We start from the raw sequence: 23,202 nt of genomic DNA, 5'->3' as shown, positions 1-23,202 counted from the left end.
GTCTACTCCCAAAAACGAGACTTGGTGAATACCAAAGCAAGGTTCCCCGAATACCAAGCAATCCATTCGCAAGTCCTGCAAAACTGCATAGAGCGGGTGCACAAAGCATTCGACCGCTGGCTGAAAGGCGACCGTAACGGCAAGAGGGCAGGAAGGCCGAGATTCAAAGGGGCGGGCCGGTATCGTTCCTTCACCTTTCCCCAGGTAAAACAGGACTGCATTCAAGGGAAGTTTATTCATCTGCCCAAAATCGGAGCAATTAAGCTGATTCAGCACCGTCCGTTGCCTGACGGGTTTGTTATCAAGACTGCCACCATCACCCGTAAGGCTGATGGGTGGTATGTGACATTGAGCCTGCAAGATGCGTCCGTCCCCGAGTTTGAGCCTGCAACACTGGAGAACACGATAGGGATCGACATGGGGCTGGACTCCTTTTTGGTGACCGATACAGGGGAGTCCGTCCCAGTGCCCCAGTACTACCGCCGCGCCCAAAAGCGGCTGGAGAGGCTGCAGCGGTCATTATCCCGCAAGCAGAAAGGGTCAAACCGCCGCAAGAAAGCCTTAGGGCGAGTAGCTAAAGCACACCTCAAGGTGGCCAATCAGCGTAAAGATTTCCACTACAAAGTAGCCAAGAAGCTAGTAAGCAAAGGGAAGCATATTGCGTATGAGGCGCTCAACACCAAAGGTATTGCGAGAACCCGACTAGCGAAATCCATCTATGACGCTGGGTGGGGGCAATTCCTGCAAATTCTCGCAGTCAAGGCTGAAAGAGCTGGGCTGAGGGCGATTGCAGTGGATCCAAGCGGCACGAGCCAAGACTGTTCTCAGTGCGGTCAAAAAGTACCGAAAACCATTCGAGACAGATGGCATTCTTGCCCGCATTGTGGACTGGAACTAGGCCGAGACCACAACGCGGCGATAAACATCAAATACAGAGCGGTGGGGCATCCCGTTCTCAAAGCTCAGGAAATGTCCTTCACAGGAGTCACTGAGAAGCCCGTACTCTTTCGCTTTAGCGGCGCGGAGCGCTTTGCGCCAGCATGAGTGCGGGAGTATGTCACACTGAGTAAGGGATCCCTTCGTCCCTCTCGTTACCGGGAGCCATCCGTGTCCAAGTTCCTTTTAATTGGTTCTACTGAGCCCTTCAGCGGTAAGTCGGCTGCCATCTTGGGTTTGGCCAAGCATTTGCAGCAGCAAGGGATAAAAGTCACCTATGGGAAGCCCATCGGTTCTTGCGAGCGGGAAGATTGCTCACTGGAAGGGGGCGATCCGGATATGCGCTTTGTGGCGGAGTCTCTGCGGCTGACGATGGATCAAATGCCGCCGATGCTGCTCCGGCTCAACGAAGAGGCTTTGCTGGCTCAAATGAAGCGAGCTCCCGGGGATCCAGCTCCAGAGTGCCCGGTTGCCCCTCTGTTGGAGTTTGTCCAGCGCTCCCCTGCGGATTTGGTGCTGCTGGAAGGCCCAGCCGATCTTTACGAGGGGGAATTGTTTGGCCTGTCGCTGGCCAAGATGGCCCAAGCCCTGGATGCTCCGGTACTGCTGATCAGTCGCTACCATTCCTCCTTGGCTGTTGATTCTCTTCTCTTTGTCCATCGTCAACTGGGATCCCGCTTGGCAGGCGTGCTGCTGAACGATGTGCCACCTGACCAAATGCAACCGGCAAAAACGATCATTCGGCCTTTTTTGGAGGGACACGGGATCCCGGTCTTGGGCATTTTGCCCTCCCATCGCATTTTGCGCAGCATCAGCGTTGGGGAGTTGGCGCGGCAACTGGATGCCGAGGTGCTCTGCTGTCCGGATCGGATGGACCTGATGGTTGAAGACATTGCGGTAGGGGCGATGAACGTCAACTCGGCCTTGAAGTACTTCCGTAAGCTGGATCACAAGGCGGTGATCACCGGCGGAGACCGCACCGATATTCAACTGGCCGCCCTAGAAACTTCCACCCTCTGCCTGATCTTGACCGGCAAGCTCCCTCTGGATCCCCGCATTCAGTCTCGAGCAGAAGAGCTGGAAGTGCCGATCCTCTCGGTGGATCTGGACACCTTCACCACCATCAACCGCATCGAACGGGTTTTTGGGCAGATTCGCCTGCACGAGGAGGTGAAAGTCCGCTGCATCCAAGAGCTAATGTCAGCGAATTTTGACTTTTCCCGTCTCTATGCTCATTTGGGCTTGACACAACCCCTAGTGTCGGCGGTAGGTGCATAAGAAAAGTTATTACTGGCTTCTCTATATTTGGTGTCTAAATAGATATTTCTTCGAGATTGAGCACTATATCTGATCAAGACGAAATAAGCTCAGTTTTGACGCGCTGGTCTCTAGTGTCTGATGCCTTCCAGTATCTGCAATGATTTCTGCAAAAAAACGCAGGGATCTCTCGCCGGTTTGGCCTACTCACCGAATTCGAGAGATATCATGCGAGTATTCATCACCTCAACACACCACTCCTCCCCCAGATTTTCTGGGGGTTTTTGTTCGTACTGTTTTTAACCTTGTGCGTCAGTGTCACGTAAGCTGATGTTGACGGGGTTTATGCTGCTAATAGTGTGAAACAAAGCTTTTCTGAAGCTGAATACACTAAACAGTGGTGCCGGCACGCCCTTCTGCAATAAGATGCAGTGTCTGTTGTCGAGCCGGGATCCCAAATGTTGCCGTTAGCGCCGGATGAGCACCATGGCCAAGGTTTCACGGATGCACAGCCGCAAAGGAGCGGGCCCCAGCCGTCTGGTTGCCTGCCCCCACAGTGGCATCTTCACCGACGGGGGATGTTCTCCCAATCCGGGGCCAGGGGGATGGGCTGTGGTGGTGGTTCAAGATGATCAAATTGTGGAAGAGTTTTGGGGAGGGGATCCCGATAGCACCAACAACCGCATGGAGTTGACCGGCCTCATCCGGGCCTTGCAATATTGCCGCCACACCCAGGGCAACGGCGTAAATACCATCTACAGCGACTCCCACCTTTGCGTACAGACCTACAACGACTGGATGGATCGCTGGGCAGCGCAGGGGTGGCGGCGGCGCACCGGGCCGGTGGAAAACTTGGATCTGGTTCAGGAACTGTATCAACTAAAGCAGCAGTGCCCTCAGGTGCAGGTGGTTTGGATCCCAGCCCACCAAGGTCTGCGCTGGAACGAGTACGTGGATGGGTTGGTTGCCCAGGCTCGAGCCAGAGTGACCGTTCCTCCAGAAGTTAGGGGTTGAGGTTCCACACCGGCAGTGGGGGCACTGTGAAACTGGTTAGCAGCAAGATGCTTGCCAAGACTACAAGGCTGTTAGGCTTGGCTTGACTGCAAGGTGCAGAACTTCCTGGATGGTTTTAGCCATGCGCTCCCAGGTAAAAGACTTAACCCACTCTAAGCCTTTCCTGACTTTCTCAGCGCGCAACTTGGGATCCAGAACCTGAACCAGGGTGTCCGACAAAGAGTCCTCTACATAAAATGCAGCTTCTCCTCCTACTTCCACTAAGGCAGAGTTGGGATAGATAATGACAGGGGTCCCACAGGCCATGGCCTCCAATACGGGTAGCCCGAATCCCTCATATGCACTTGGGTAAACCAGCGCCACGGCATTCTGGTAGGCTTGAACCAACTGCTGCAGATCTAGATAAGCATTCATAACAGGTTGCGGAGCTGCCGCCTGTCGATAAGCCTCTGGAGTCGACCAGGAATGAGTGCAAAGGACAGGGAAAGGCTTATAGGACCACTGCTGATAAGCTTCAAAAAATAACTCCTGTCGTTTGTAAGCGCCTTGGTGGCATCCAATCAGCAGCCAGTGCTTGGGAATAGCTGAGGGATCCGGCTTGAATACACTGGTGTCAACCCCAGGGTAAGCTACTACTGCCTCTTTGCCAGTTAGACGCAGCAAGTCACAGGCCGTGTTTTGGCTAACAGCTACAATGCGAGCGGCTGCTTCAAGGGCTGCGTGCTTTTGGCGCCACATGGGATCTGAGAGATCCCAACCCAGCACTTCTGGGATCATGTCATGGAGCAGGAGCACCTGCGGAATGTCAGAGGGCAGGTATGTATGGTAGGTGCTCATAAAAACATCAGCCCCTGACCAAATAAAAGCTTGTCTCAACTCAGGATCATCCCAGCGGGCGTAGCTAAAGGGGTGACCCTGCATTCTCTCGACACCCTGGGGTAGCTCTCCCATGCCACCCCGATCGTAGAAAGTGATGCGAATCCCCAGCTGAGGCAATTCCCGCAGTAAGTTGCGCCAAACTGTAGCAATACCAGTTTGGTGCATCTGGAAGAACACCCCGTCCACAAATAGGTGAAGACGTTGCCGCACCTCTACCACCAAGGGATCCCCGTATGCCCAGGGGAAAAAGGGCTGCAGGGAGCAGGGCTTTTCCGCTTTTTGCAACTCTTCCCAAGCTCTGACAGCTCCTTGGTAGCCGTAGTAGGATTCCTTAAACTCCACCTGCTTTCGCAATGCATAGGCATAGTGGTCAAACACTAAGCCCTCTGCTTCCGTTTGGTCTGCGGTCAGAACCCTCTCGGGAAGTCGTCCCTTTCGGATCAATACAGGTGGCTCGTGAGTTTGCCACTCGCACTCAGAGGGATCCCATCTCCAGACCCGCCACCACTCCATCTGGGGGTTGTTGCCCCACTTACCTTTGTTGTCCAGGACAAGATTGGGGCCCACGAAGTAACGACAGTAGAACTGGGCCGCCTCTAGAGTGGGATCTGCTTCAAAGCGTCGATGAACCCGCCGGATTTGTTCGACTGTCCAAATTTCGTCTGCATCCAACTGCCACAGCAAGCAGGGATAGTCAGGTTGGGCTGCCCTGACCATTTCAATTTTGCCATCCCAAAACTGGCCATCGGGCTTCTGAACAAGCCGAACACGGCTGTCTTTGGCTGCCAAGTCCCTCAAGTATTCGACCGTACCATCCAAGCTGTGCCCCTGGGAGTATTCCTCAGGGATGCGGCCGCCGTTGGCTAAGCTCCACCCTGTGTCATGGCGTAAGGCAGCAACGCCCTCGACCACCACCCACTGCCAGGGGATCCCTAGCTTATCCAACTCGCAGAGGGTGGAGTAGTGGCGCTCAATGTACGGCTCCCCGTCTAAAACAATGGTGAAGAAGTGAATGGGAAGAGTGGCTCTGCTGTCTTTAAAGATGGCAAAGCCTTTGCGGACATTTCCCCAGCAAATGAGTCGGTAGCCATAGCTGGAGAGCTCCGTCAAGCAACGGCTGTTCTTAAAAGCGAAGATGTCATCCAGGGCAATATACTTGGGGCGAGCGCCCTGTTCCAAAAAAGCTTGGAGGTCATACCAGCCCGTAAACTCGCCGCCGTCAATGAGAAGAAGGTCGGGGTTGGGAACTCGGCTTGCCCCATCCGTGGGAACAGACTTGAGTAAATCTTGTCCCTCCTGGTGCCATTCCAGAGCCTGCTCTCGGCTATAGGGGGCCCAGAAGCTGGAGCAAGATTTCAGCCATTCTTCCACCTCCTCCACTGTAGCGATCCTAGGTTGGGCAGCAGCGTGAATGGGGATACAGCGGGGATCCTTGCTTACCCTTCTAGCCAGCTCTTTGTAGCGCTCAGGATGAGCTTCTATGCTGTAGATGCGAACAGAGTTGGGAAGGGCGTAGCGCAAAACAGCTGTGGATCCTTCTCCACTACTGGCCCCTACCTCGACCACCACCCGCAGGGAGGGATCCCTGCAAATTTCTGCAAGAGCTGCTCCAAAAGGCTCATCTAGCCGGATTTCTGGTGGGATATACCACTCTGGCCAGGCGGAGTCGCCGTTCCGTTTCTGATTGACCCAGCGGCCATACGCAGCAGCAGCTTCTCGATGATAGAAGGAACTGGCTGTGGGTAAAAAGGCATCAGCCTCCTCCTGAGAGAGGTCACGAAGGTATTGAGTAACCTGAAATAGCCACAGGCGCGCCACTTCCTCGCCTGTCTGGGGATCGTAAAGAGAGTTGATAAAGGCATTTGGAGGCCAATCTTCTAGAATTTGCTTCAATACTAACCACACCCAATCCTCTTCCCCAGCTCTAGCGAAGCAGTCAAGGCTGTGCGCCAGCAGCTGAAGTCTATGGTGGTGGTGTACAGGAAGCTTTAGGGCTTCCTCCCGCATGCGTTCTGCAACAGGTTGATAGACAATCGACAGAACTTGCAAAAGTCGCTTTGTCTGTGGCCACAATAACCCTTCTAGAGATCCACCCCTGTACCTTTCTGCAAACTCAGGAGCGATGGAAAGAGCAATGGTCTCTAGGAGAATTGAGGGAATACTTTCTTGTTCGGCCTGGGCAAAAAAGGCAGAGTAGGATCCTTGCCAAAATAAAGTTCCCAGCTGTTCAAAGTTGGTGGCTTGCGTCACAGCTAATGACCCCCATTGCTCTTCCTGCTAGAGAGAAGGAGTAGCTCTGCTTAAGCTCAAGCATAGCAAGGATTGCAACTTCTGGCAAAGGGAGAAGTGTCATTGCCTGGGGAAAAGCAACATGTACAGGAAAGCTTCAAGTTTGTTGCAGGAAATGTTCAACTGATAACTATTCCTGTCTTGGCTGCTATCGCCGCGGGGCAAGCATTTCGTGGACTTTGGTTCACTACAGCTCCTCCAGGCCGAGTTTGGGATCTTATTACGCTACAGCCTACTAAGAGGCTACAGGATACAGCTGTAAGCCTGCCTGTTCTGGACTCATCGGAATCAAGCCTCAGAAACACGACGTTTTGTATCCCTTGATCTGTGAACAGGCCATAGGTTTACTCACAATTTAGACTATCTTGTTAGACTATCTTGACTTGTGCTAGAGTGGACTGTTTTTTCACTTACAGAAAATTTGGGTTTGCAGGCTCATGCCTAGATGCTACGATTGGCTATATCCACTAGCCGCTTAGGTAGCCGCCATGCAAGTCCAGCTTCATTCTCGGCTGCGCCCTCTCTCTCTGACGTTGATGGCGGTGGGGGGCTCTTGGCTCCTGGGATCCTGCCAACTCAGAGGGCCACAGGTACAGTTGCCCGGCGATGTTCTGCCGGAAACCGCGCTGGTTCCCCAGTCGGCGCCCCTGGTGCTGACCTTTTCTACCCAACCGGAAGAATCTTTTCGCACTCACCCTGACCTTTTGGCCCAGTGGGAGAGCTGGACGGCAGAAGCTTTGGCTGAAACCGGCAAGGAGTTCTCTCGGGAAGAGATGCAAGCTTGGGCTGGCGAGCAATTCACGATGGCAGTGGTGATCCCCAATCTGGTGCCCGGAGCTGCCGAGCCGGTGCCTGGGATCCTGTTTGGAGCCAGCACCCGCAACGCCGATTTGTCTGGGCAATTCTTGGCCCAGGTGCGGCAACAGGCAGCAGCAGAAGGGGCCAACTTCGAGCAGCGCCAGGAGCAGGGGGTCACCCTCTATGTGCAAACCAACGGAGAGCCGGGCGAGCGATGGGTAACTGCTGAGTTTGGCAACCGCTTTGTGGCGGTGGCCAACGACCCGAGGGTGATGCAGCAGGCGATTGCTGTGTATCGCGGCGAAGCAGAGCCGATTGGCCGCTCCGAAAGTTTCCGCACCGCTGTTGGCGATCTGTATAAGAGCGGCACGCTGGCCTTTGCCTACTTCAACTTCCAGGCTTTGCAGGAGGATCCCGAATCTTTCAAAGACTGGATGCAGGATCTGGATCCGGCGACGCTGGGATCCCTGCAACCCCTGCGCTCTTTGGCCATGGCTGCCCACTGGCAGGAGCAGGGCCTGCGGCTGCGCATGTTGACCCAGACCGATCCGAAAACCCAGGTGCAGGGGGGGTGGCAAACGGCTCGCGGCGAACTCATTCAGCGGCTGCCCGGCAATGCCTTGGCGGTGCTGACCACCCAGCAGATTGCCCAGCGCTGGCAAGCCGTTATGCCTGAGCTGGAAAAAGATCCGCCGGTCAAGGAGTCGTTAGAGGAGCTGCGGGCTGAGTTTCGCGCCAATACCCGTTTGGACTTGGAAAAAGATCTGCTGGCTTGGATGGATGGGGAGATGGCCCTGCTGGTGGCACCGGATGCCCAGGCCCATCCCCTGTTGCAGGGCATGGGAGCAGCCTTGGTGATCGAGACCAGCCAAAAAGACAAGGCCAACGCGGCCCTGACTCAGTTGGATCGGCTGGCCCAAGAATCCGGAGCACGGGTAACGGAAGCCGGTGGGCAGGTGATCTGGGCGGATCCCTTGTTCAACCGACCGCTTCTGGTGCGGGCTTGGGAAGGCAACTACCTGATCGTTACCACCAGCACGGCGGCGCTGCAAACCCTCGCCCAACGCCAGGGCAATTTGCTTCCCCAAACCGAGCCGCTGAAAACCCTCTACGATCAGTTGCCCAAGCCCAACTACGGCTACTTTTTGCTGAATTGGCAAGGGATCCGAACAGTGCTGGAGGCCACACTACCGGGTGGTTTGGCAGGCTTGGAGCCGGAGGCCCGTGAGCTGCTGACCCGCATCGATGGGCTGGGCATTACCAGCTACCCTGCCGGGGATCACGCCTTTGGGTTGGAGCTGCTGGTTACTGTGCCACCAAAGCCCCAGCGATAAAACCGTGTCTCACGTTCTTCAGTCTTCCTAGGGGTTGGGGGTGAGGGCTATAGCCGAATTAGGCCATAGGTAAGGGCATAGCGAACCAGCTCGGTGCGGCTGCTGGTGCCCGTCTTGTTCAGCAGGCGGGTCACGTATTTTTCCACGTTGCGCACGCTGGTTTGCAGCTGCTTGGCAATCTCCTTGTTCATCAGCCCTTCTGCCACCTTCTCCAACACCTGTTGTTCCCGCGGCGTCAGCTCTACCTTGATGGGTGGGGGCAGGGGGGTGGGGGCAGAGGTCTGGGCAGGCGTGGCTGTGGCAAGGGTGCGCTCCGACAGCAGGGCGCGAATCGAGGCCAGCTCGCGGGCCACCACCTCCGAAGGGCTGGCAGCGCGGGATCGCTCAATGAGATTGGAGACGATGGCCACCAGCTCCTCCGGATCGAAGGGCTTGGGCAAATAGGCATCGACACCGGCCCGGTAACCCTGGATGCGGTCGGCGGTCATCCCCTTGGCGGTGAGGAACACCACCGGCAGATGGCTGTAGGGCTCGAGTTTTCGCAGTTGGGCCAAAAATTGATAGCCATCCATGCCCGGCATCATGATGTCGGAGATGATCAACTGAGGCTGGGCCGTGCTGAGCAGTTGCAGAGCCTGCTGGGCGTTGGCCGCCGGGATCACCTCAAAGCCGCTGTCCTCGAGGTAGGCTTGCACCGCTTCCCGTAAGCCGGGTTCATCATCTACTAGCAGAATGCGGGCTGCTGGACTGGCAGCAGGGGGTTCGGGTTTGGCTGGGGGAGAAGAGGCCATCTGCAGCTCCTGGGTAGCGTTCAAGCGTTTGGCGGCACCTGCCATCCCATATCTCTACAATCTTCCTACTAACCTGTGGGCAATCTCAGGCGAAAACAGGAGCCTTGGGGGGAGCTTTCCACCTGGAGATCTCCGCCCATCCGGGTGGCCAGGTCGCGGCTAATGGCCAACCCCAGCCCCTGCCCTGGCTTAGAAAGATCTGCCCGAAAAAAGGGATCGAAGATCCGCTCCAGGTTCTCAGGGTGGATGCCGGGGCCGTTGTCGCAGACGGCAACGAACACTTCCCATTGCGAAGCAGTTGAGGGATCTTCACCCAGCTCCACCTTCAGCCGGATCTCACCTGGGGGCGGGGTGTACTTGCAAGCGTTGTCGATCAAGTTATCAAGCACCTGCCGCAGGGCACGCGGATCGGCTTGTACAGGGGGTAGGGAAGGGGGCAGGACGGCTTGAAAGTGGTGTCCCTGGGTTTCGGCCAAGGCTTGATAGATGGGGATCCACTCCCGCAGCAGGTCGGCCAAGGAGAGGGGCTGAAGCTGGAGGGGGGCCGGGATCTCGTCCAAACGCTCGAACTCCGCCAGCAGCTCCTGCAAATGCTTGCACTCCTGTTCAATGCTCAGGCCAATCCAGTGGTTGCGATCCTCGGGGGGCAAGCGTTTTTGCAATAACTTGGCCAGCGTGCTCAGGGCGGTGAGAGGATTGCGCATTTCGTGAAGCAAAGTGGAAAGCTGCTGGGCAGAAAGAGTGACCCCCTTAACCTTGGGTTCTCCGGCTCCGCAGACGGGTTCAGGCTCTGGATGGTGTTCAGCAACTTTTCTGGCTCTCGGCATGGATCCAATCTCTAGACTCTCCCGGCGCTGGCAGATCGATCCTAGCCCTACCTCCCCTGCAATCCGCCATATCAATCCTGAGACGGTATCGGGATCCCAACTGGGTGGCTTATAGCTGGCGGGGCAGGTAGATGTTGAGAACTTCCCCCCGATGGGCGCGGTGGCGCACGGTGAGGTAGCCCCCCAAGGCGCGGAACAGAGTTTGGGTGACGGGAAGGCTGAGGCTCACTGCACCGGTATCCGGCTGCACGACCAACAACTGCCCAATCGCCTGAGGGGATTTGGGCTCTGAGGCAACAGTGGCGTCGCTGCCCTCAGGTGTGTTGACCTGAAACTGAAGTTTGACCAGCTCCCCTGCGCTGACCAACTGGGCGCGAATGTGGCTGCCAGCCGGCGTGCTGCGGGCAATGCGGTCGACCATGCCAAACAGCACCGCTTCCAGCGCCTTGGGATCGCTGACCACATCCGGCAGCTCATCGGGAATCTCCAACTCCAGTTGGGATCCCCGCCGTTCCACCTGCTCCTGCCAGCGAGGCAGGTTTTGCCGCACCAAGTCCACCAGCGCAATGGGCTCTAGCTGAAGCCGACGCCCCTCCTGTGGGGTAGCAGCGGGCATCACCGTTTCTGTAGCTTGGAAAAACAGCCCGAAGCGGTTGATTTGCTCGGTACATTCGCGGTCAATTTTCTCCACGTATTCCCGTACCCGCGACGGCAGATCGTGCCGCTTCAGGATGAGACTAACCAAGGTGCGGATGGTGCTGAGGGGCGTCTGGATCTCGTGGATGAGAGCCCGCAACAGTTCTGCCTCCGAAAGGCTGTTCTGTTGGCCTTGACCGGCAGGCTGGCCATGGGAAGGAGGAGACCGCCGCTTCTGCCAATCTTCTGGCCGGGTTGTGGGCGCAGGGGAGTTCTCGGCTCTGGCGGGGGGTAAGCGAGCGGGCGGGGATCCCGACTCGGCCAGGTTTCCCAGCAGAAGAAGGCTGCTGAAGCGAGCCAGCACCCGCACATGAGGCTCCATGAGGGGATGGTGCTTGATCAGCTCCTGCCAGAAGGGCAAGCGATCCGGCCTACCCTGTTGAACCCGCTGCTCTAGGATCTGCCAAGCCCGATGCACCACTTCCGGCTCAAAAGACACCATCATCCCCCTCTGCCGCGTGTGGGGGTGATGCCCTTGGGCGGCCACCGCCGAAAAAACAGGGGTGAGCACCAGCAAAAAAGGCTCCTCCACCAGGGGATCCTGCGGCAGGAGAGGGATCACCGTCTGGCCAGGGGTCAGAATCGACTCAGGGGACAAGTCAGGGGTAAACAGCCAGGGATCTTCACGGGCCAGCTCCCGCAGCTTCAGGTTCGGTTCTGGAGCGTCAATGGGCGACGGCAGTTGAGGCAGCGGATCCCGAACCACCCAGGGGGGCCACCAAGACACCGGCCCACCGATCACCACCCCAAACTGTCCAACTTCTTGCCATAGCTGGAGCAGGGCTGCCACCGTCTGCTGCCAGGAGCGCTCTCCTGCCCCCGGCAACCATTCCGGCAAGGGCAGATCGGCCCACAAAGCTTCCATCAAGGACAGAAATCGGCGGCTGTTCACGGATCTCTTTGACCCATCCTTCCCTTGTAGGGTAGCGGTTGTGGCCTCTCTGGGGCAGGGGAAAACCTCACCTTTTCCGGGGCGGATCCCCGTCTCACTCAGGGACAAGAATCCTCGTCCTCATACGGTAGCGAGTCTGTCCAATCAGCCTACCCGTCCATCCGGCAGAGTTGCCCCGCGCAAATTGGCCCCGCTGAGGTTGGCTGTGCTCAGATCGGCTCGGGTTAGGATTGCCTCGCCGAGATCGGCATTTTCCAGGTTGGTGCGGCCCAAATAGGCATCCACCAGGTTGGCACACCGCAAATCGGCCCCGGCCAGATTGGCCCGACTCAGATCTGCCCGCGCCAGTTTGGCCGAGCACAGACAACTGGCGGAAAGATCGGCTGCGGCCAGATCCGCCTCGCTTAAGTTGGCCTCTGTCAAATTCACCTGGCGAAGTATCGCCTCCTTCAAGTTGGCCCGCGCCATCTGCGCCCCTTGCAGGTCTGCCCCCAAAAAAGAAACCCCCCTCAGGTCGGTCTCTCTCAGGATGGCTCCCTGCAAACGGGCTTGCTGCAGGCTGGCCCCTTGCAAGTTGGCCTTGATCAAACTGGCCTCTTTTAGGTTGGCCCCGCTCAGGTCGGCCCGTGTCAAATCCGCTCCCGACAGGTTGGCTCCGCTGAGATCGGCGCGGCTAAGATTGGCGTTGCGCAATACCGCTCCCCGGCGGCTATCGAAACGGAGATTGGCCCCCCGCAGGCAAGCTCCCCCCAAGTTGGCACTGGTGAGGTTGGCCCAACGCAAATCCGCATCCAGCAGGTTGGCATCGATCAACAGAGCCAGCGTTAGGTTGGCCCCATGCAAATCTGCCCCTTGTAGGGTGGTGCCGTGCAACTGGGCATCCCTGAGATCCGCCTCGCTCAAGTCCGCCTGGCTGAGGTTGGCCCCACCAAGGTTAGCCCCGACGAGGTTGGCCTTCTGCAGCTTGGCCCGCCCCAAGAAGGCGAAGATCAAGTTGGCGCTGTGCAGGTCTGCTTGGGAGAGATCCACCCCGATCAAATCGGCCCGGCTCAGGTCAAGGGCGGCCAGGTTCTCGCCGGCAAAGTTGATCCGTCCTGCCCGGTAAAGCCGAAGCAGATCCTTGGCATCCATAGAAGAGAGGGGAGAGCATGACTCTAGTCAATAATAAGCTCAACTATACTGAAAATAATGTATAATATGTTCAGTACGGATTACTACCAGTTGATCTTTCTGTTTACTTTCGAGTCTGCCAACATGGTAGCCAAAGCAAAGCAGAAAATTGGTAGTAAGACGACACGGAAACTGCGCTTTGGGTATTCTACTCAAAGCTTTGCGGGATACCGCCATTCTGTTTGGAAACAAACAGAATGCTATCGCTGCATAGTTGAACAGTGATGTTCAGCAGTGTTCAGCGTAAATGTATCAGCTGCACTGGTGGTTATTCTAGATAAGGATCCGGGCGTTTCCCCAACACTCGGCGCGGCTGATCGTGAGTGTTGAACGGGATCCCCGAACAGCGGGTTTGAGCTTCAAACCAGCCCGAACAGACGGCGCTCTGCCTCCTCCATGCGATCCAAGAAAGCAGCAAATTTGGTGGAGATCTCCCCCACTTCCTGCAAAAAGGCGCGTAGTGTTTGGTACTTGAGAACCAAGGCTTCCTCTAGGGTGCAGGTTTGGAACTGCTCATCCAACGCCTTGCCCAACTCGCTCAGGGCCTGTTCGATAGCAGTTTTGACAGAGCCGACGCTGCGCCGCACCAAGCGCATCACCTCCTGCTCCAACTGCGGCTTTTGCCGGGCCAGCTCGCTGCTGGCCAACACCTGTCTTAGGGAAGCATAGGGATCCGCCAGCTCAGCGGGCATTTCGGTAACCGCCTCCGGCAGAGCCTGTTTTGCATTGCTGACGCGCAGGGGCTGCACCAGGCGCCACTCCGATTGTTCTAGCTTTTTCAAGATCCCCATGAACATTGCGGCGGATCCCTCGACATCCCTCAAGAAGCCGCGCAGCACCTGGTGTTTGAGCGTCAGATATTGGGCGGGATCCTCATCCTGTAGCCCTTCGTCCAGGGCGTTGCCCAACTCGCTTAGGGTGTTCTCGATGGCAACCATCAAGGATCCGGCGCTGTGATGGAGCAGTTGGCGGCAGGACTCTGGGATCTCCTGTTGCAGGTTAGAAGAGGGGGCGAGTGGTGTTGCCGGGGTCGCAAAAGCCGAAAGCTCTGCAGGCTCTTCCTCATCCTCTGGGATCCCAGCGTCAATCCAAGTCATGGAACCGGACAAGGACTCTGTCCTGCCGGCACGAACGGCATCTTCCGTATTCAGCCAATCCAGATCGGCAGAGGGGAGCTCGGCAGCCAACCCTCCAGCGGCGACCGTTTCCGGGGGCACCTCAACGTAAAGAGGCTTCAGCATCTGCAGCACGGCGTTGGCGGCTTGGCCATCCTGATCCGGCTCCTGCAACTGCTGCACCGCCTCCTTCAGCCGGGCTTCCAGTTCTTGGGGGGAGGCGCAGGCATCGTAAAGGGCTCTGAGCAGCTCGTCCAGGCTGTAGCGCCGCAGGGCCGCCAACCCCTGCAGAGTAGGCTCTACTTTGTGGTACAAAGCCGTGAACAGAACCAGCTTGGCCCGCAAAGGGCTGGTTTGCCGCATCACCCCTGCCCGCAGCTCGAAGGGATCGTAGTCTTGCTTTTGCAGTCGTGGGCTTCCATACTCCAAGGACAAGATAGGCGAGGGTGCGGCCCAAGCTGATGGCTCCTTGGGCGAGGGCATGAGTGGGCTAGAGGGATCCGCTTGAGGCTGTTGATACAGAGGCTGTAGCTTGTTCAGCAGCATCTTGGCGACGCGGGCATACTCGGCTTTTTTGTTGATGCGGCTGATGGCCTCTCGAAAGCGTTGGCCCAAAGCATCAAGGGTAGCGTGCTCACGGCAAAGCTGCTCCAGCAGGGCTTTCAGATCTATCTGGCTCAACTTGCTGACATCGCCTTCCCATGTGCTGGTGCAGGCAAAGTAAACCAGCTTTTTCACTCGGTCTGCGTACCCGCCCTGCTGCACTTCTTGCACAACAAGGCCAAAGGGATCCGAGACTACCATAGGGAGCTGCTAAGCAGGAGCATGACTCTAGTCAATAATAAGCTCAACTATACTGAAAATAATGTATAATATATGATATGTTCAGTCGGATTACTACCAGTTGATCTTTCTGTTTACTTTCGAGTCTGCCAACATGGTAGCCAAAGCAAAGCAGAAAATTGGTAGTAAGACGACACGGAAACTGCGCTTTGGGTATTCTACTCAAAGCTTTGCGGGATACCGCCATTCTGTTTGGACTCCGTCCCGCTAACGCGAATGGAAACAAACAGAATGCTATCGCTGCATAGTTGAACAGTGATGTTCAGCAGTGTTCAGCGTAAATGTATCAGTAGGTGGATCTAAGCTTACGAGGATCTTTGCGGTTTTTGAACAAGGACGGGTACCTTGCTGGGCAGAATAGCATATCCTTCCCAGGCAGACCCCACCTGATGTTTGCCCAGGGATCCCCCAGCCATCAAGTGGGATTTAGCGGCCTATTTTTTGCAGGGCTCTTTCCACCTGTACTACATGGCGGTTCAGTCCCAAGTTTTCCGCTGGGATCCCCAGGGCCAGGCCCACCAATTGTGGCAAATGCAGGATCGGGATCCCCAGCTTGCGCCCGATCACCTGTTCCACCTCCGGCTGCCGAGAGTCCAAGTTGAGGTGACATAGAGGACAGGGGGTAACCAAACAATCCGCTCCCGCCTCTATGGCCTCCAGAAGATGCCGGCCTGCCATCAAGAAAGACTGCTGCGGGGCGTAGCTGGAAATGGGCCAACCGCAACACTGGGTGCGCCCGCGATACCAAACGGGGGTGGCCCCCAAACGCTCGAAGAGATCCTCCATCAAATGGGGATCCCGCGCCACATCGAAGCGGGAGATGTCGTAGGCCCGCAACAGATAACACCCGTAGAAGGCAGCGCAGCGCAGTCCCAGGAGAGGCCGCTTGACCTGTTGGGCCAATCGCTCCAGGCCGTAGTCATGAACCAGCACCCACAGCAAATGGCGCACATCGCCTGTGCCCTGGTAACGGCTCTCACAGCCCCCTTTCTGGCACAGGGCTTGCACCTGGTGAAAGTACTCTGGATTCGCGGTTTTCGCAGCTTTTAACTTTTCATTCACGCGGCCCAGCACTCCCTGACAGGTGCTGCAGTGGGTAAGCATCGGCAGCCCCAGCGCTTCCGCCAAAGCCAGGTTGCGGGCATTCACCGTATCTTCCAGCAGCTCCGATTCTTCTTTGAAGGTGCCCGAACCACAGCAGGAAGCGGCTTCCAGCTCCACCAGTTCAATGCCCAGATGCCGCGCAATCTGGTCGGTGGAGTCATACAGCTCACGACAGGCCCCCTGGGCCACACAGCCGGGGTAGTAGGCGTAGCGCAAAGGTGAAGGAACAACCGCGGTCATGAGAAGACGTGAGAAGAAGAAGAGAATTGGGTTTGCGATCTCAACGGTAATAACAATCCATGGATCCATTGCCCACACAGCAGAGCACTGGCCTGCCTGCAGAGCGGGAACCCAGAGCCTAAGATCCTACACCCATGCGCTGCCGCAGCACATCCGTTGCTGCCCAGGACAGGGAGTTTGTCAAAGCTTCCCTATTTATCTGCCCCTATTTTGAAACCATTCGGAGCCGATACCCTATTTTTCTCCCTGCCTAGTGCCTCCCTAGCCGATGTCGGGTAGATTTGGCGGTAGCCATCGCTGAGGAATCGGTCAACGCCTTATGAACAGCCCGATCCAGGATTGTGAGCCCCCCGTTTCACCTCGCTCTAAGCAGGGCAGTCTGGGTTGGAGCCTTCCTCTAAAAGGTTGGGGATTTGGCTTGTTTTTCGGATCCCTGGTTTGGGCAGGATGGGCAAGTCAACTCCAGCTATGGGCCCAGCCGGTCGAACAGCAACCCCAGGAGGAAGTCTTAGTGCCGGGGCGCAATCTCGATCCTGGGGCGCAAATCCGGGTGCGTAACGAGCTGGTCAAGATCTGTGGGGACTATCGTTGCGAAGATTACCGCTTTTCGGTGCGGGTACCGATCAGCCCTGAAGACACTCTGGAAACTCTGCTGGGGCGGCTGGATACGGAGATGCTGCGGGAGGTGGATCGGGTGTTTCAAACTCGGCCCGATCTGAATCGGGTCATTGTCGATGGCTACGTCTTCTCGGGTACTCCCGCTTTTGTCAGCCGGGAAGTGCTGCTGCAAACAATGTTTGTGCCTCGTCACCGTTGGGAAGTGGGGCGCTTTGGGCCAGAGCAAGATGGGATTTTCTATGCCGAGCTGTTGAGACAGGTGACGCCCTTTCTAACTCCATCCCCAACCCCCACGCCTACACCTGGGCCTGTGCCTGGAGAAGCTGTGCCCCCTCTGCCCCCGCCTCCTGGGGAAACTCCTCCCATAGAGGCAACGCCTACCCCTCAAGAAACCCCAGCCCCTCCGCCTCCGCCCCAAGGGGATGTGATCCAGCGGCAGCCGATTCAGCCTTGATGGGTTTGTTGGGTAGCTGAGTCTGGGTTGTGAGGGATCCTCAGGATCCCTTGTTTTGTGACCAGGCCGGTACCCTCCCAGTTGCCGTGGGGTTGAGTCCTGAGCCGAGGTGATCTAGGCTTCAAAAGTGGAGGGATCCCTCCAATTCATTGCTTGACTGGTGTGTGGCGGCATGGCAGGACACAGCAAGTGGGCCAACATTAAACGGCAAAAGGCCCGTGTAGATGCCAAAAAGGGCAGCCTCTTTACCAAACTCTCGCGGGCCATCATCGTGGCAGCTCGCAACGGCTTGCCAGATCCGGATGGGAATTTTCAGTTGCGGGCGGCAGTGGAGAAAGCCAAAGCAGCGGGGATGCCCAGCGAAAACATTGAACGAGCCATTGCCAAGGGAGCCGGCAACTGGAGCGACGACAGCCCCCTGGAAGAAGTTCGCTACGAGGGCTACGGCCCCGGTGGGGTGGCTGTGTTGATCGAGGCCATGACCGACAACCGCAACCGCACGGCTGCCGAGGTGCGAGAAGCCTTCAGCAAAACCGGCGGCAGCTTGGGAGAAGCCGGCTGCGTGAGCTGGCTGTTCCGGCAAAAAGGGGTGATCAGCCTGGAGGAGGTGTTGGATCCCGAAGCTCTGTTGCTGGCGGTGGCGGAAGCGGGAGGAGACGACTTCAAGGTGGAAGGCACAGGAGCAGAGGTGTACTGCGACTACTCTTTGCTGGAGCAGGTGGCCACCTACCTGAAAAAAGAAGGCTACCAGGTGCAAGAGGCGGCCATCCGCTGGATCCCATCCACTGAGGTGCATGTGGAGGATCCCGATACGGCCAAGTCAGTGCTTGCCCTGATGGAGCGTCTCGACAACCTAGACGATGTGCAGAATGTCTACGCCAATTTCGAGATCGACGAGGCGGTGATGGAAAGCCTGGCCTGAGAACAGGCTGCCATCATCTTCCGAGAAAGGGAAACCTTCAACAGAAGCATCCGTCAGCGGAGCTTAACGGCGGTGCCGGCGGCGGTAACGAGGATCATTGTCGTGCTCATGTTGGTATGAATGCTAACGCCTAGGATGCCATTTGCTCCCAAACGTTTGGCTCGCTGCTCCAACTCTTCCAAAACCTTTTTCTGGGCATTCTCGAAAACTTCTTCATAGGTTCTTGTGCGTCCCCCGATGATGTTGCGGAGGGTAGCAAGGAAGTCCCGTAGAACATTGGTGCCATAAACTACCTCGGCGGTAACAATGCCCAAGTAACGCTCAACCTCTCTACCTTGGAGCACGTCTGTAGTGGTCAGCAGCATGGCTTGCTTCCTGGGTCAACACCCACCAAGATAGTCGGGATCCTCAACCTTTGGAATCGGGTTCTTGCCCTGTGTTTTCAGCAGAGTGGCGATATGTCGAAGGGCGACCAATCCCTACAGATAACCGTTCCACAACGCATAGTCATTTATCTCACCGTTGAGGTGAAACAAACGACCGGTTGCTTCCTGCTAAGGCCTCCGGCCCGCTAGCGCGATCAGTTGAAATAGATGGTAATAAAAACCACGACTGCTATCAGCCCTTGCCGCGTGGTAGGGCGCTCAAGGGGATCCCTGGCCAAGACCGGCGGCTGATACAATAGCTGCCCAGGGATCCAAACCAAAGATCTCTAGATCTCTGCTTTTCCAACAGGATTTCCCCACAAGCCCGATGGCAGGCCCGATCCGAGTGGTGGGTAGCTTGAACATGGATTTGGTGGTGCAGGTGCCCCATCATCCCGGCCCTGGGGAAACGGTGCTGGGATCCGACTACGCCACCTACCCTGGCGGTAAGGGAGCCAACCAAGCGGTGGCAGCGGCGCGGGCGGGAGCCCAGGTGGAAATGTGGGGAGCGGTGGGATCCGATGAGTTTGGGCGTCTGCTCCAAGAGAACCTGGAGCACAACGGCGTCGATACCCACCACCTGCGGGAGCTGGAAGGGCCCAGCGGCATCGCTCTGATCACTGTGGATCCAGCAGGGCAAAACCGGATTGTGGTCAGCCCCGGCGCTAACGGTCGCTACACCCCCGCCCAGCTGCCTCCTTGGACGCCGGCAGCGATGGTTCTGCTGCAACTGGAAATCCCCCTGGCCACGGTGCAGGCGGTGGCAGAGCAAGCCTTTGCCCAAGGGATCCCGATTTTGCTCAATCCCGCCCCCATCGCGCCATTGCCGGGATCCCTGTTGCGCCAGGTTCGCTACTTGGTGCTCAACGAAACCGAAGCGGCTGCCCTTGCCCAATCCCCTGTGGAGACGCCGGAACAAGCCCAAAAGGTGGCTCAAGAACTGCAGAAACACGGGATCCCAACCGTTATCCTCACCTTGGGAGGGGCAGGGCTGGTCTGGGCAGATGGGGAAGAAAGTGGCCATTGGCCAGCTCATCCTGTGGAAGTGGTGGATACCACCGCTGCCGGAGATGGGTTTTGTGGGGCCTTAGCTGCTTGTTTGGCTGCCGGGGGATCCCTGAGGGAAGCCCTGCGTTTTGCCAATGCCGCCGCTGCTTTGGCCGTAACCCGTGCGGGAGCCCAACCCAGCTTGCCCCAGCGCTCTGAGATCGAGGCATTTTTGGCCTCTGCCGTAGAAACAGCATAGACTGCTGCTTATCAAAAGTTTTCGACGTCTGCGGTGGAGAAGTTCATTGGCCGTTTGCGTGAGCGCTATGGGGAAACCGCAACCTCCACAGGACAGAGCGGGGCCAAATCCTTTTTCCGAGCTGCTACTCATAGCCGGCGGAGGGGATCCCTTGCTCCATTGAGTACTGCTCAATAGTGCCTTATCTTCCCTTGTGGGTGTCTTTAGAGTTAGGTAGTGAAAAGAAAGTATTCGGTAATTCTGATAAAGGCCCGTGAGTACCCTCCTTGCTGAAGATGACGCTCTCTACCGTCAGCATGTTCATAGCCTGCTAACACAACATTTGCCTGAGTTCGGCCCGGTGTATATAGCCTCGAATGGTAGAGAGGCGTTGGAACTTTACCGTCAGCACCACCCCAACTTTGTGTTGATGGACATTCGCATGCCTGAGATGACCGGGATCGAGGTAGCACGACAGGTTTGTTCAGAGTGCCCCAGCACGCGCATCATTTTTTGGTCGCATTTTGCCGATGAAGTCTATGTGCGGGAACTGCACAAGATCGTGCCTTCGCAAACCGTCTATGGCTACCTTTTGAAAAATTGCACCGATGAAAAATTGGTCAGCGCTATCCAAGCGGTGGTGCAGGATGAGCAATGCGTGATCGACCGAGAGGTGCGCGGGGTCGATTCCCGTTCACAAAACAAAATTACCGGTCTCAGCGATGCCGAGTACGAAGTGCTGATCGACATTGCCCTTGGCCTCACCGACCAGGCCATTGCTGCACGGCGCTTTTTGTCCCGCCGAGGGGTAACCAACCGTCTGCGCAACCTCTACGACAAAGTTAGAAGTCAGCAACGACCAAATTGAGAGCATGCCTCTAACCCCCAAAACCCTGAACTTTGCTGAATTTACTGAGCTTTAGGCGGTTTGGCAAAAGTCATTGAGAGGGATATAGTAGACCAAGTTTCCCCCTGATCCTTGAGTCCACCGCAACGGTTGCCGGGAAGTGAAGGGGGAAAGCGCTCGGGGGGTATTCCTCAGGGCTTTGCGGGATACCGCCTTCCTGCTCAGAGATAGGCAGGATGCGATCGCTTCTTTCCTGAACCATGTTCAGGAGAGTTCAGCGTGAATGTATCAGCGACGAGTGGGGAACCACTTTCAGCTTGCGGGCCAGAGCCATCCGCCTTGCTTTCAAACGGGGGTTGATCAACGCCCAACTGCTGGATGAGGAGGAAGTGCATTTGGATCACTGGCTCAGCCGCTACCGACTGGATCCGCTGGACTAGAGAGGGGGTGTTCGAGCCGTCATCGCTCTTGGCAAGCACTTGTAGTCAATTCCCTTGCCAGCGACCAAGGAGACTTGGGCTCAATGGGCTGGCCACCCCGCCAAAGAACTGGGATCAAAGCTCCCTCGTACCGCTATGGAGAAGCAAGCCGGCAGTGTGGGGGGTCGCTAGCGGAAAATCATCTCGGCAACCGCCTCAAAGCCGGCATCCAACAGCCGATCCAAGACCGACTGGGCCTGGCTGCGACTGTCGTACAGGCCCGCCTGCAACACTGTTCTGCCGTTGAAAACCGTTTCCACCGCCTCGGGGATGAGCTGCCGCAATCGGTTCAAGTCATCGCTGCTCTTGGGGGTCACCAACACGCGAAATTGAGTTGCCGTTCGCGTTGGCGAAACGGAGTCGTTACCCACAGCAGCCACAGGGGGGGTAACTGGAGTTGTAGTAGGAGCAGAGGGAGTAGTTGGGATCCCCGTGGACGGGCGACGGGCCGGCGGAGGCAGGAGGGTGGTGATATCTGTGAGGGGAGCCGAGGGTGGCCTGGGAACAGGGTCAGCCGGCTGGGCAGGTGTGGTAGAGCCATCGGGGGTGAAGGGGACGGCAACAAACTGCTCCCCCGGAGGTTGGGGCTGGGGAGTTGCCTGAGGGCTGGAGGGATCTGGCAAGATGCGCCCTCCGGATCCTTGGGGCGGAGAGGGGGGAACCGGGGCAGTAGACTGGGGCACCGTTAAAACCGGCAAGGTGGAGGGGGTCTCAGCGGCTGGCCGGGGATCCCTGGGAGTAGCCGGCTGGGACGGGGCACTGGGCAGAGCCAAAGTGCCAGGGGCAATGGGGCGGGGAGCGCTGTCGGGAAGGGCGGCAACGGTGGTTTGACCGGACAGATCCAGATCCCCTTTGACCTGGCCCCGCAGTTGGTTGCCGTTGGCATTGATGCGCAGGCCGCGGGTGGCGTTGTTGATATCGTATTGGCCGTTGCCCTCAAAGATGTTGTTGCCGGGATCCGTGGCCGTGCCCAAATCCGGCTGGGCAGTGGTGATGGCGGTGAGGCCGGTCTCCAAGTTCTGGGCGATGAGATTGTTGCGCAGGATGGGCCTGGAGCTGCCCCCGACGATCACGCCGGTACGGTTCTGCAGGATGCGGTTGTTGCGCACAATAGGCGCCGAGCGCTGGTCGATGGTGAGGCCAAAGCCGGTTTCTTGGAACAGGTTATTGATGATGGTGGGCTGGGAGGTGCCCAAGACGGAAATGCCGTTGGCCCCGTTTTTATAGAAGCGGTTGCCCTCTACCCAGGGATTGGCAGCGCCGGCAATGAAGATTCCATCGTGGATGCTGCCCACAAAGCTGTTGTTGAGAATGCGCGGGGAGGCCGATTCGACCCAGAGGGCATAGCCGCGCCGCCCCTGGTTGCGCAGGGTAATTCCTCGCACTTCTGCGCCGGTCTCTGCCAGCAGAGCAACATTTTGTCGGCCTAGGGTCGGGCTCATGTAGGTACCGCCGCCGGTGATGAGATAGCCCTCTCCCAAGGTGGACTCGTCCCCACGCAAGGTGAGGCCGGCTTTCAGACGGATGGGGAAGGTTTCGCCGCTCTCCTCGCTATACACCCCGGGAAAAAGCTGAATGACGCTGCCAGCCTCAGCCCGCTGAATGGCATAAGTAATCGTCTTGAAGGGGTTATTGCGGGATCCATCCCCACGGGTATCGCTGCCGTTGGCCGCATCCACAAAAATAGCCGGGCGATTGTCCGGGAGAGGAGGAGCTTGAGGCAGGGTCTGCTCGCCGGTAATGCCGGTGTCCAGGGAAGTTTGCGCCCAGCCGGGATCCAACTTTGCTGTCAGCAGTAAGGTGGTGCCAAGCATCAGAGAGGTTGCCAGCCGCGTCAGCATTGCAGAACGATGGCGCTGCGCCCGCAGGCCGGGCAGGACTGCTGTAGATTGGTGTTCGCCGGATTTCTGCAGACCAATAGGCAGTAAGGACAATAAGGAAGAGATCATGGTGGTTATCCTCACACCAGGCTGGGCTAGAGAAGAAAGGCCGAGGTTATCCTACCAAACTGAGTAGGCGGGATCCTGCCCTATCCGCCAACTCCAAA

Annotated in this window: 18 protein-coding genes; 9 read left to right on the top strand and 9 right to left on the bottom strand. The window is 57.3% G+C overall.

Annotation, left to right across the window (positions count from 1 at the left end; translation table 11 throughout):
* The 3 genes from ACVWXE_RS08300 to ACVWXE_RS08290 all read left to right on the top strand — a co-directional run.
* Positions 1-1,044, top strand: a 1,044-nt coding sequence (locus ACVWXE_RS08300; protein ID WP_457490050.1) for an RNA-guided endonuclease InsQ/TnpB family protein, incomplete at its 5' end; no start/stop codon positions are given.
* 63 nt (positions 1,045-1,107) lie between these two features.
* Positions 1,108-2,214 (top strand): phosphotransacetylase family protein, encoded by a 1,107-nt coding sequence (locus tag ACVWXE_RS08295; RefSeq protein WP_457490049.1) that lies wholly within the window; start codon positions 1,108-1,110, stop codon positions 2,212-2,214.
* 465 nt (positions 2,215-2,679) lie between these two features.
* Positions 2,680-3,207 carry a ribonuclease H family protein gene (locus tag ACVWXE_RS08290; protein WP_457387829.1) on the top strand — a complete coding sequence of 176 codons (528 nt, stop codon included), beginning with the start codon at positions 2,680-2,682 and terminating at the stop codon, positions 3,205-3,207.
* Between the two features lie 60 nt (positions 3,208-3,267).
* Here ACVWXE_RS08290 and ACVWXE_RS08285 read toward each other — a convergent pair whose 3' ends face one another.
* Positions 3,268-5,979 carry a glycosyltransferase gene (locus ACVWXE_RS08285; protein ID WP_457490048.1) on the bottom strand — a complete coding sequence of 904 codons (2,712 nt, stop codon included), beginning with the start codon at positions 5,977-5,979 and terminating at the stop codon, positions 3,268-3,270.
* Between the two features lie 884 nt (positions 5,980-6,863).
* On the opposite strand from ACVWXE_RS08285, the gene ACVWXE_RS08280 reads away from it, so the two are divergent.
* Positions 6,864-8,507, top strand: coding sequence for a DUF3352 domain-containing protein (locus ACVWXE_RS08280; RefSeq protein WP_457490047.1), 1,644 nt, complete (start codon positions 6,864-6,866; stop codon positions 8,505-8,507).
* A 47-nt stretch (positions 8,508-8,554) separates the two neighbouring features.
* On the opposite strand, the gene ACVWXE_RS08275 is transcribed toward ACVWXE_RS08280, so the two are convergent.
* From ACVWXE_RS08275 to ACVWXE_RS08250, 6 genes are all read right to left on the bottom strand, one after another.
* A complete protein-coding gene (locus ACVWXE_RS08275; RefSeq protein ID WP_011432966.1) occupies positions 8,555-9,298 on the bottom strand; it encodes a response regulator transcription factor in 744 nt (247 codons plus the stop codon).
* A 68-nt stretch (positions 9,299-9,366) separates the two neighbouring features.
* Positions 9,367-10,125: a sensor histidine kinase gene (locus tag ACVWXE_RS08270; protein ID WP_457490046.1), complete on the bottom strand. Its 759-nt coding sequence runs from the start codon at positions 10,123-10,125 to the stop codon at positions 9,367-9,369.
* A gap of 109 nt (positions 10,126-10,234) precedes the next feature.
* Positions 10,235-11,713, bottom strand: a complete 1,479-nt coding sequence (locus ACVWXE_RS08265; RefSeq protein WP_457490045.1) for a sensor histidine kinase — start codon at positions 11,711-11,713, stop codon at positions 10,235-10,237.
* Between the two features lie 144 nt (positions 11,714-11,857).
* The gene (locus ACVWXE_RS08260) at positions 11,858-12,844 is read right to left on the bottom strand and encodes a pentapeptide repeat-containing protein (RefSeq protein WP_457490044.1); all 987 of its coding nucleotides are present in this window, start codon (positions 12,842-12,844) and stop codon (positions 11,858-11,860) included.
* Between the two features lie 398 nt (positions 12,845-13,242).
* Positions 13,243-14,802, bottom strand: a complete 1,560-nt coding sequence (locus ACVWXE_RS08255; protein ID WP_457490043.1) for a hypothetical protein — start codon at positions 14,800-14,802, stop codon at positions 13,243-13,245.
* A gap of 465 nt (positions 14,803-15,267) precedes the next feature.
* Positions 15,268-16,185 (bottom strand): CoB--CoM heterodisulfide reductase iron-sulfur subunit B family protein, encoded by a 918-nt coding sequence (locus ACVWXE_RS08250; protein ID WP_457490042.1) that lies wholly within the window; start codon positions 16,183-16,185, stop codon positions 15,268-15,270.
* Positions 16,186-16,504: 319 nt separating this feature from the next.
* Here ACVWXE_RS08250 and ACVWXE_RS08245 point away from each other — a divergent pair, with 319 nt between their 5' ends.
* Positions 16,505-17,257, top strand: a complete 753-nt coding sequence (locus tag ACVWXE_RS08245; protein WP_457490041.1) for a hypothetical protein — start codon at positions 16,505-16,507, stop codon at positions 17,255-17,257.
* Between the two features lie 172 nt (positions 17,258-17,429).
* Positions 17,430-18,179, top strand: coding sequence for a YebC/PmpR family DNA-binding transcriptional regulator (locus ACVWXE_RS08240; protein WP_457490040.1), 750 nt, complete (start codon positions 17,430-17,432; stop codon positions 18,177-18,179).
* Between the two features lie 53 nt (positions 18,180-18,232).
* Here ACVWXE_RS08240 and ACVWXE_RS08235 read toward each other — a convergent pair whose 3' ends face one another.
* Positions 18,233-18,544, bottom strand: a complete 312-nt coding sequence (locus ACVWXE_RS08235) for a YbjQ family protein (protein WP_011432974.1) — start codon at positions 18,542-18,544, stop codon at positions 18,233-18,235.
* Positions 18,545-18,932: 388 nt separating this feature from the next.
* On the opposite strand from ACVWXE_RS08235, the gene rbsK reads away from it, so the two are divergent.
* The 3 genes from rbsK (at position 18,933) to ACVWXE_RS08220 (ending at position 21,116) form a co-directional block, all read left to right on the top strand.
* Positions 18,933-19,850, top strand: coding sequence for a ribokinase (gene rbsK, locus ACVWXE_RS08230; RefSeq protein WP_457490039.1), 918 nt, complete (start codon positions 18,933-18,935; stop codon positions 19,848-19,850).
* A 253-nt stretch (positions 19,851-20,103) separates the two neighbouring features.
* The gene (locus ACVWXE_RS08225) at positions 20,104-20,697 is read left to right on the top strand and encodes a response regulator (RefSeq protein ID WP_457490038.1); all 594 of its coding nucleotides are present in this window, start codon (positions 20,104-20,106) and stop codon (positions 20,695-20,697) included.
* Between the two features lie 239 nt (positions 20,698-20,936).
* Positions 20,937-21,116, top strand: a complete 180-nt coding sequence (locus ACVWXE_RS08220; RefSeq protein ID WP_414328856.1) for a hypothetical protein — start codon at positions 20,937-20,939, stop codon at positions 21,114-21,116.
* A 167-nt stretch (positions 21,117-21,283) separates the two neighbouring features.
* Here ACVWXE_RS08220 and ACVWXE_RS08215 read toward each other — a convergent pair whose 3' ends face one another.
* The gene (locus ACVWXE_RS08215; protein ID WP_457490037.1) at positions 21,284-23,104 is read right to left on the bottom strand and encodes a DUF1565 domain-containing protein; all 1,821 of its coding nucleotides are present in this window, start codon (positions 23,102-23,104) and stop codon (positions 21,284-21,286) included.
* Between the last annotated feature and the right edge of the window lie 98 nt (positions 23,105-23,202).

The sequence above is a fragment of the Thermostichus sp. MS-CIW-41 genome (genome assembly GCF_054058915.1).
Note: the sequence above shows the minus strand (reverse complement) of the source record. Positions and strands in the feature narration are given on the sequence as shown.

Excerpts from the sequence above, each read along its gene's own strand:
- ACVWXE_RS08275 (WP_011432966.1), bottom strand. The coding sequence starts at position 9,298 with ATGGCCTCTTCTCCCCCAGCCAAACCCGAACCCCCTGCTGCCAGTCCA.
- rbsK (WP_457490039.1), top strand. The coding sequence starts at position 18,933 with ATGGCAGGCCCGATCCGAGTGGTGGGTAGCTTGAACATGGATTTGGTG.
- ACVWXE_RS08290 (WP_457387829.1), top strand. The coding sequence starts at position 2,680 with ATGGCCAAGGTTTCACGGATGCACAGCCGCAAAGGAGCGGGCCCCAGC.
- ACVWXE_RS08280 (WP_457490047.1), top strand. The coding sequence starts at position 6,864 with ATGCAAGTCCAGCTTCATTCTCGGCTGCGCCCTCTCTCTCTGACGTTG.
- ACVWXE_RS08220 (WP_414328856.1), top strand. The coding sequence starts at position 20,937 with ATGTTCAGGAGAGTTCAGCGTGAATGTATCAGCGACGAGTGGGGAACC.
- ACVWXE_RS08235 (WP_011432974.1), bottom strand. The coding sequence starts at position 18,544 with ATGCTGCTGACCACTACAGACGTGCTCCAAGGTAGAGAGGTTGAGCGT.
- ACVWXE_RS08215 (WP_457490037.1), bottom strand. The coding sequence starts at position 23,104 with ATGATCTCTTCCTTATTGTCCTTACTGCCTATTGGTCTGCAGAAATCC.
- ACVWXE_RS08260 (WP_457490044.1), bottom strand. The coding sequence starts at position 12,844 with ATGGATGCCAAGGATCTGCTTCGGCTTTACCGGGCAGGACGGATCAAC.
- ACVWXE_RS08255 (WP_457490043.1), bottom strand. The coding sequence starts at position 14,802 with ATGGTAGTCTCGGATCCCTTTGGCCTTGTTGTGCAAGAAGTGCAGCAG.
- ACVWXE_RS08240 (WP_457490040.1), top strand. The coding sequence starts at position 17,430 with ATGGCAGGACACAGCAAGTGGGCCAACATTAAACGGCAAAAGGCCCGT.
- ACVWXE_RS08250 (WP_457490042.1), bottom strand. The coding sequence starts at position 16,185 with ATGACCGCGGTTGTTCCTTCACCTTTGCGCTACGCCTACTACCCCGGC.
- ACVWXE_RS08270 (WP_457490046.1), bottom strand. The coding sequence starts at position 10,125 with ATGCCGAGAGCCAGAAAAGTTGCTGAACACCATCCAGAGCCTGAACCC.
- ACVWXE_RS08245 (WP_457490041.1), top strand. The coding sequence starts at position 16,505 with ATGAACAGCCCGATCCAGGATTGTGAGCCCCCCGTTTCACCTCGCTCT.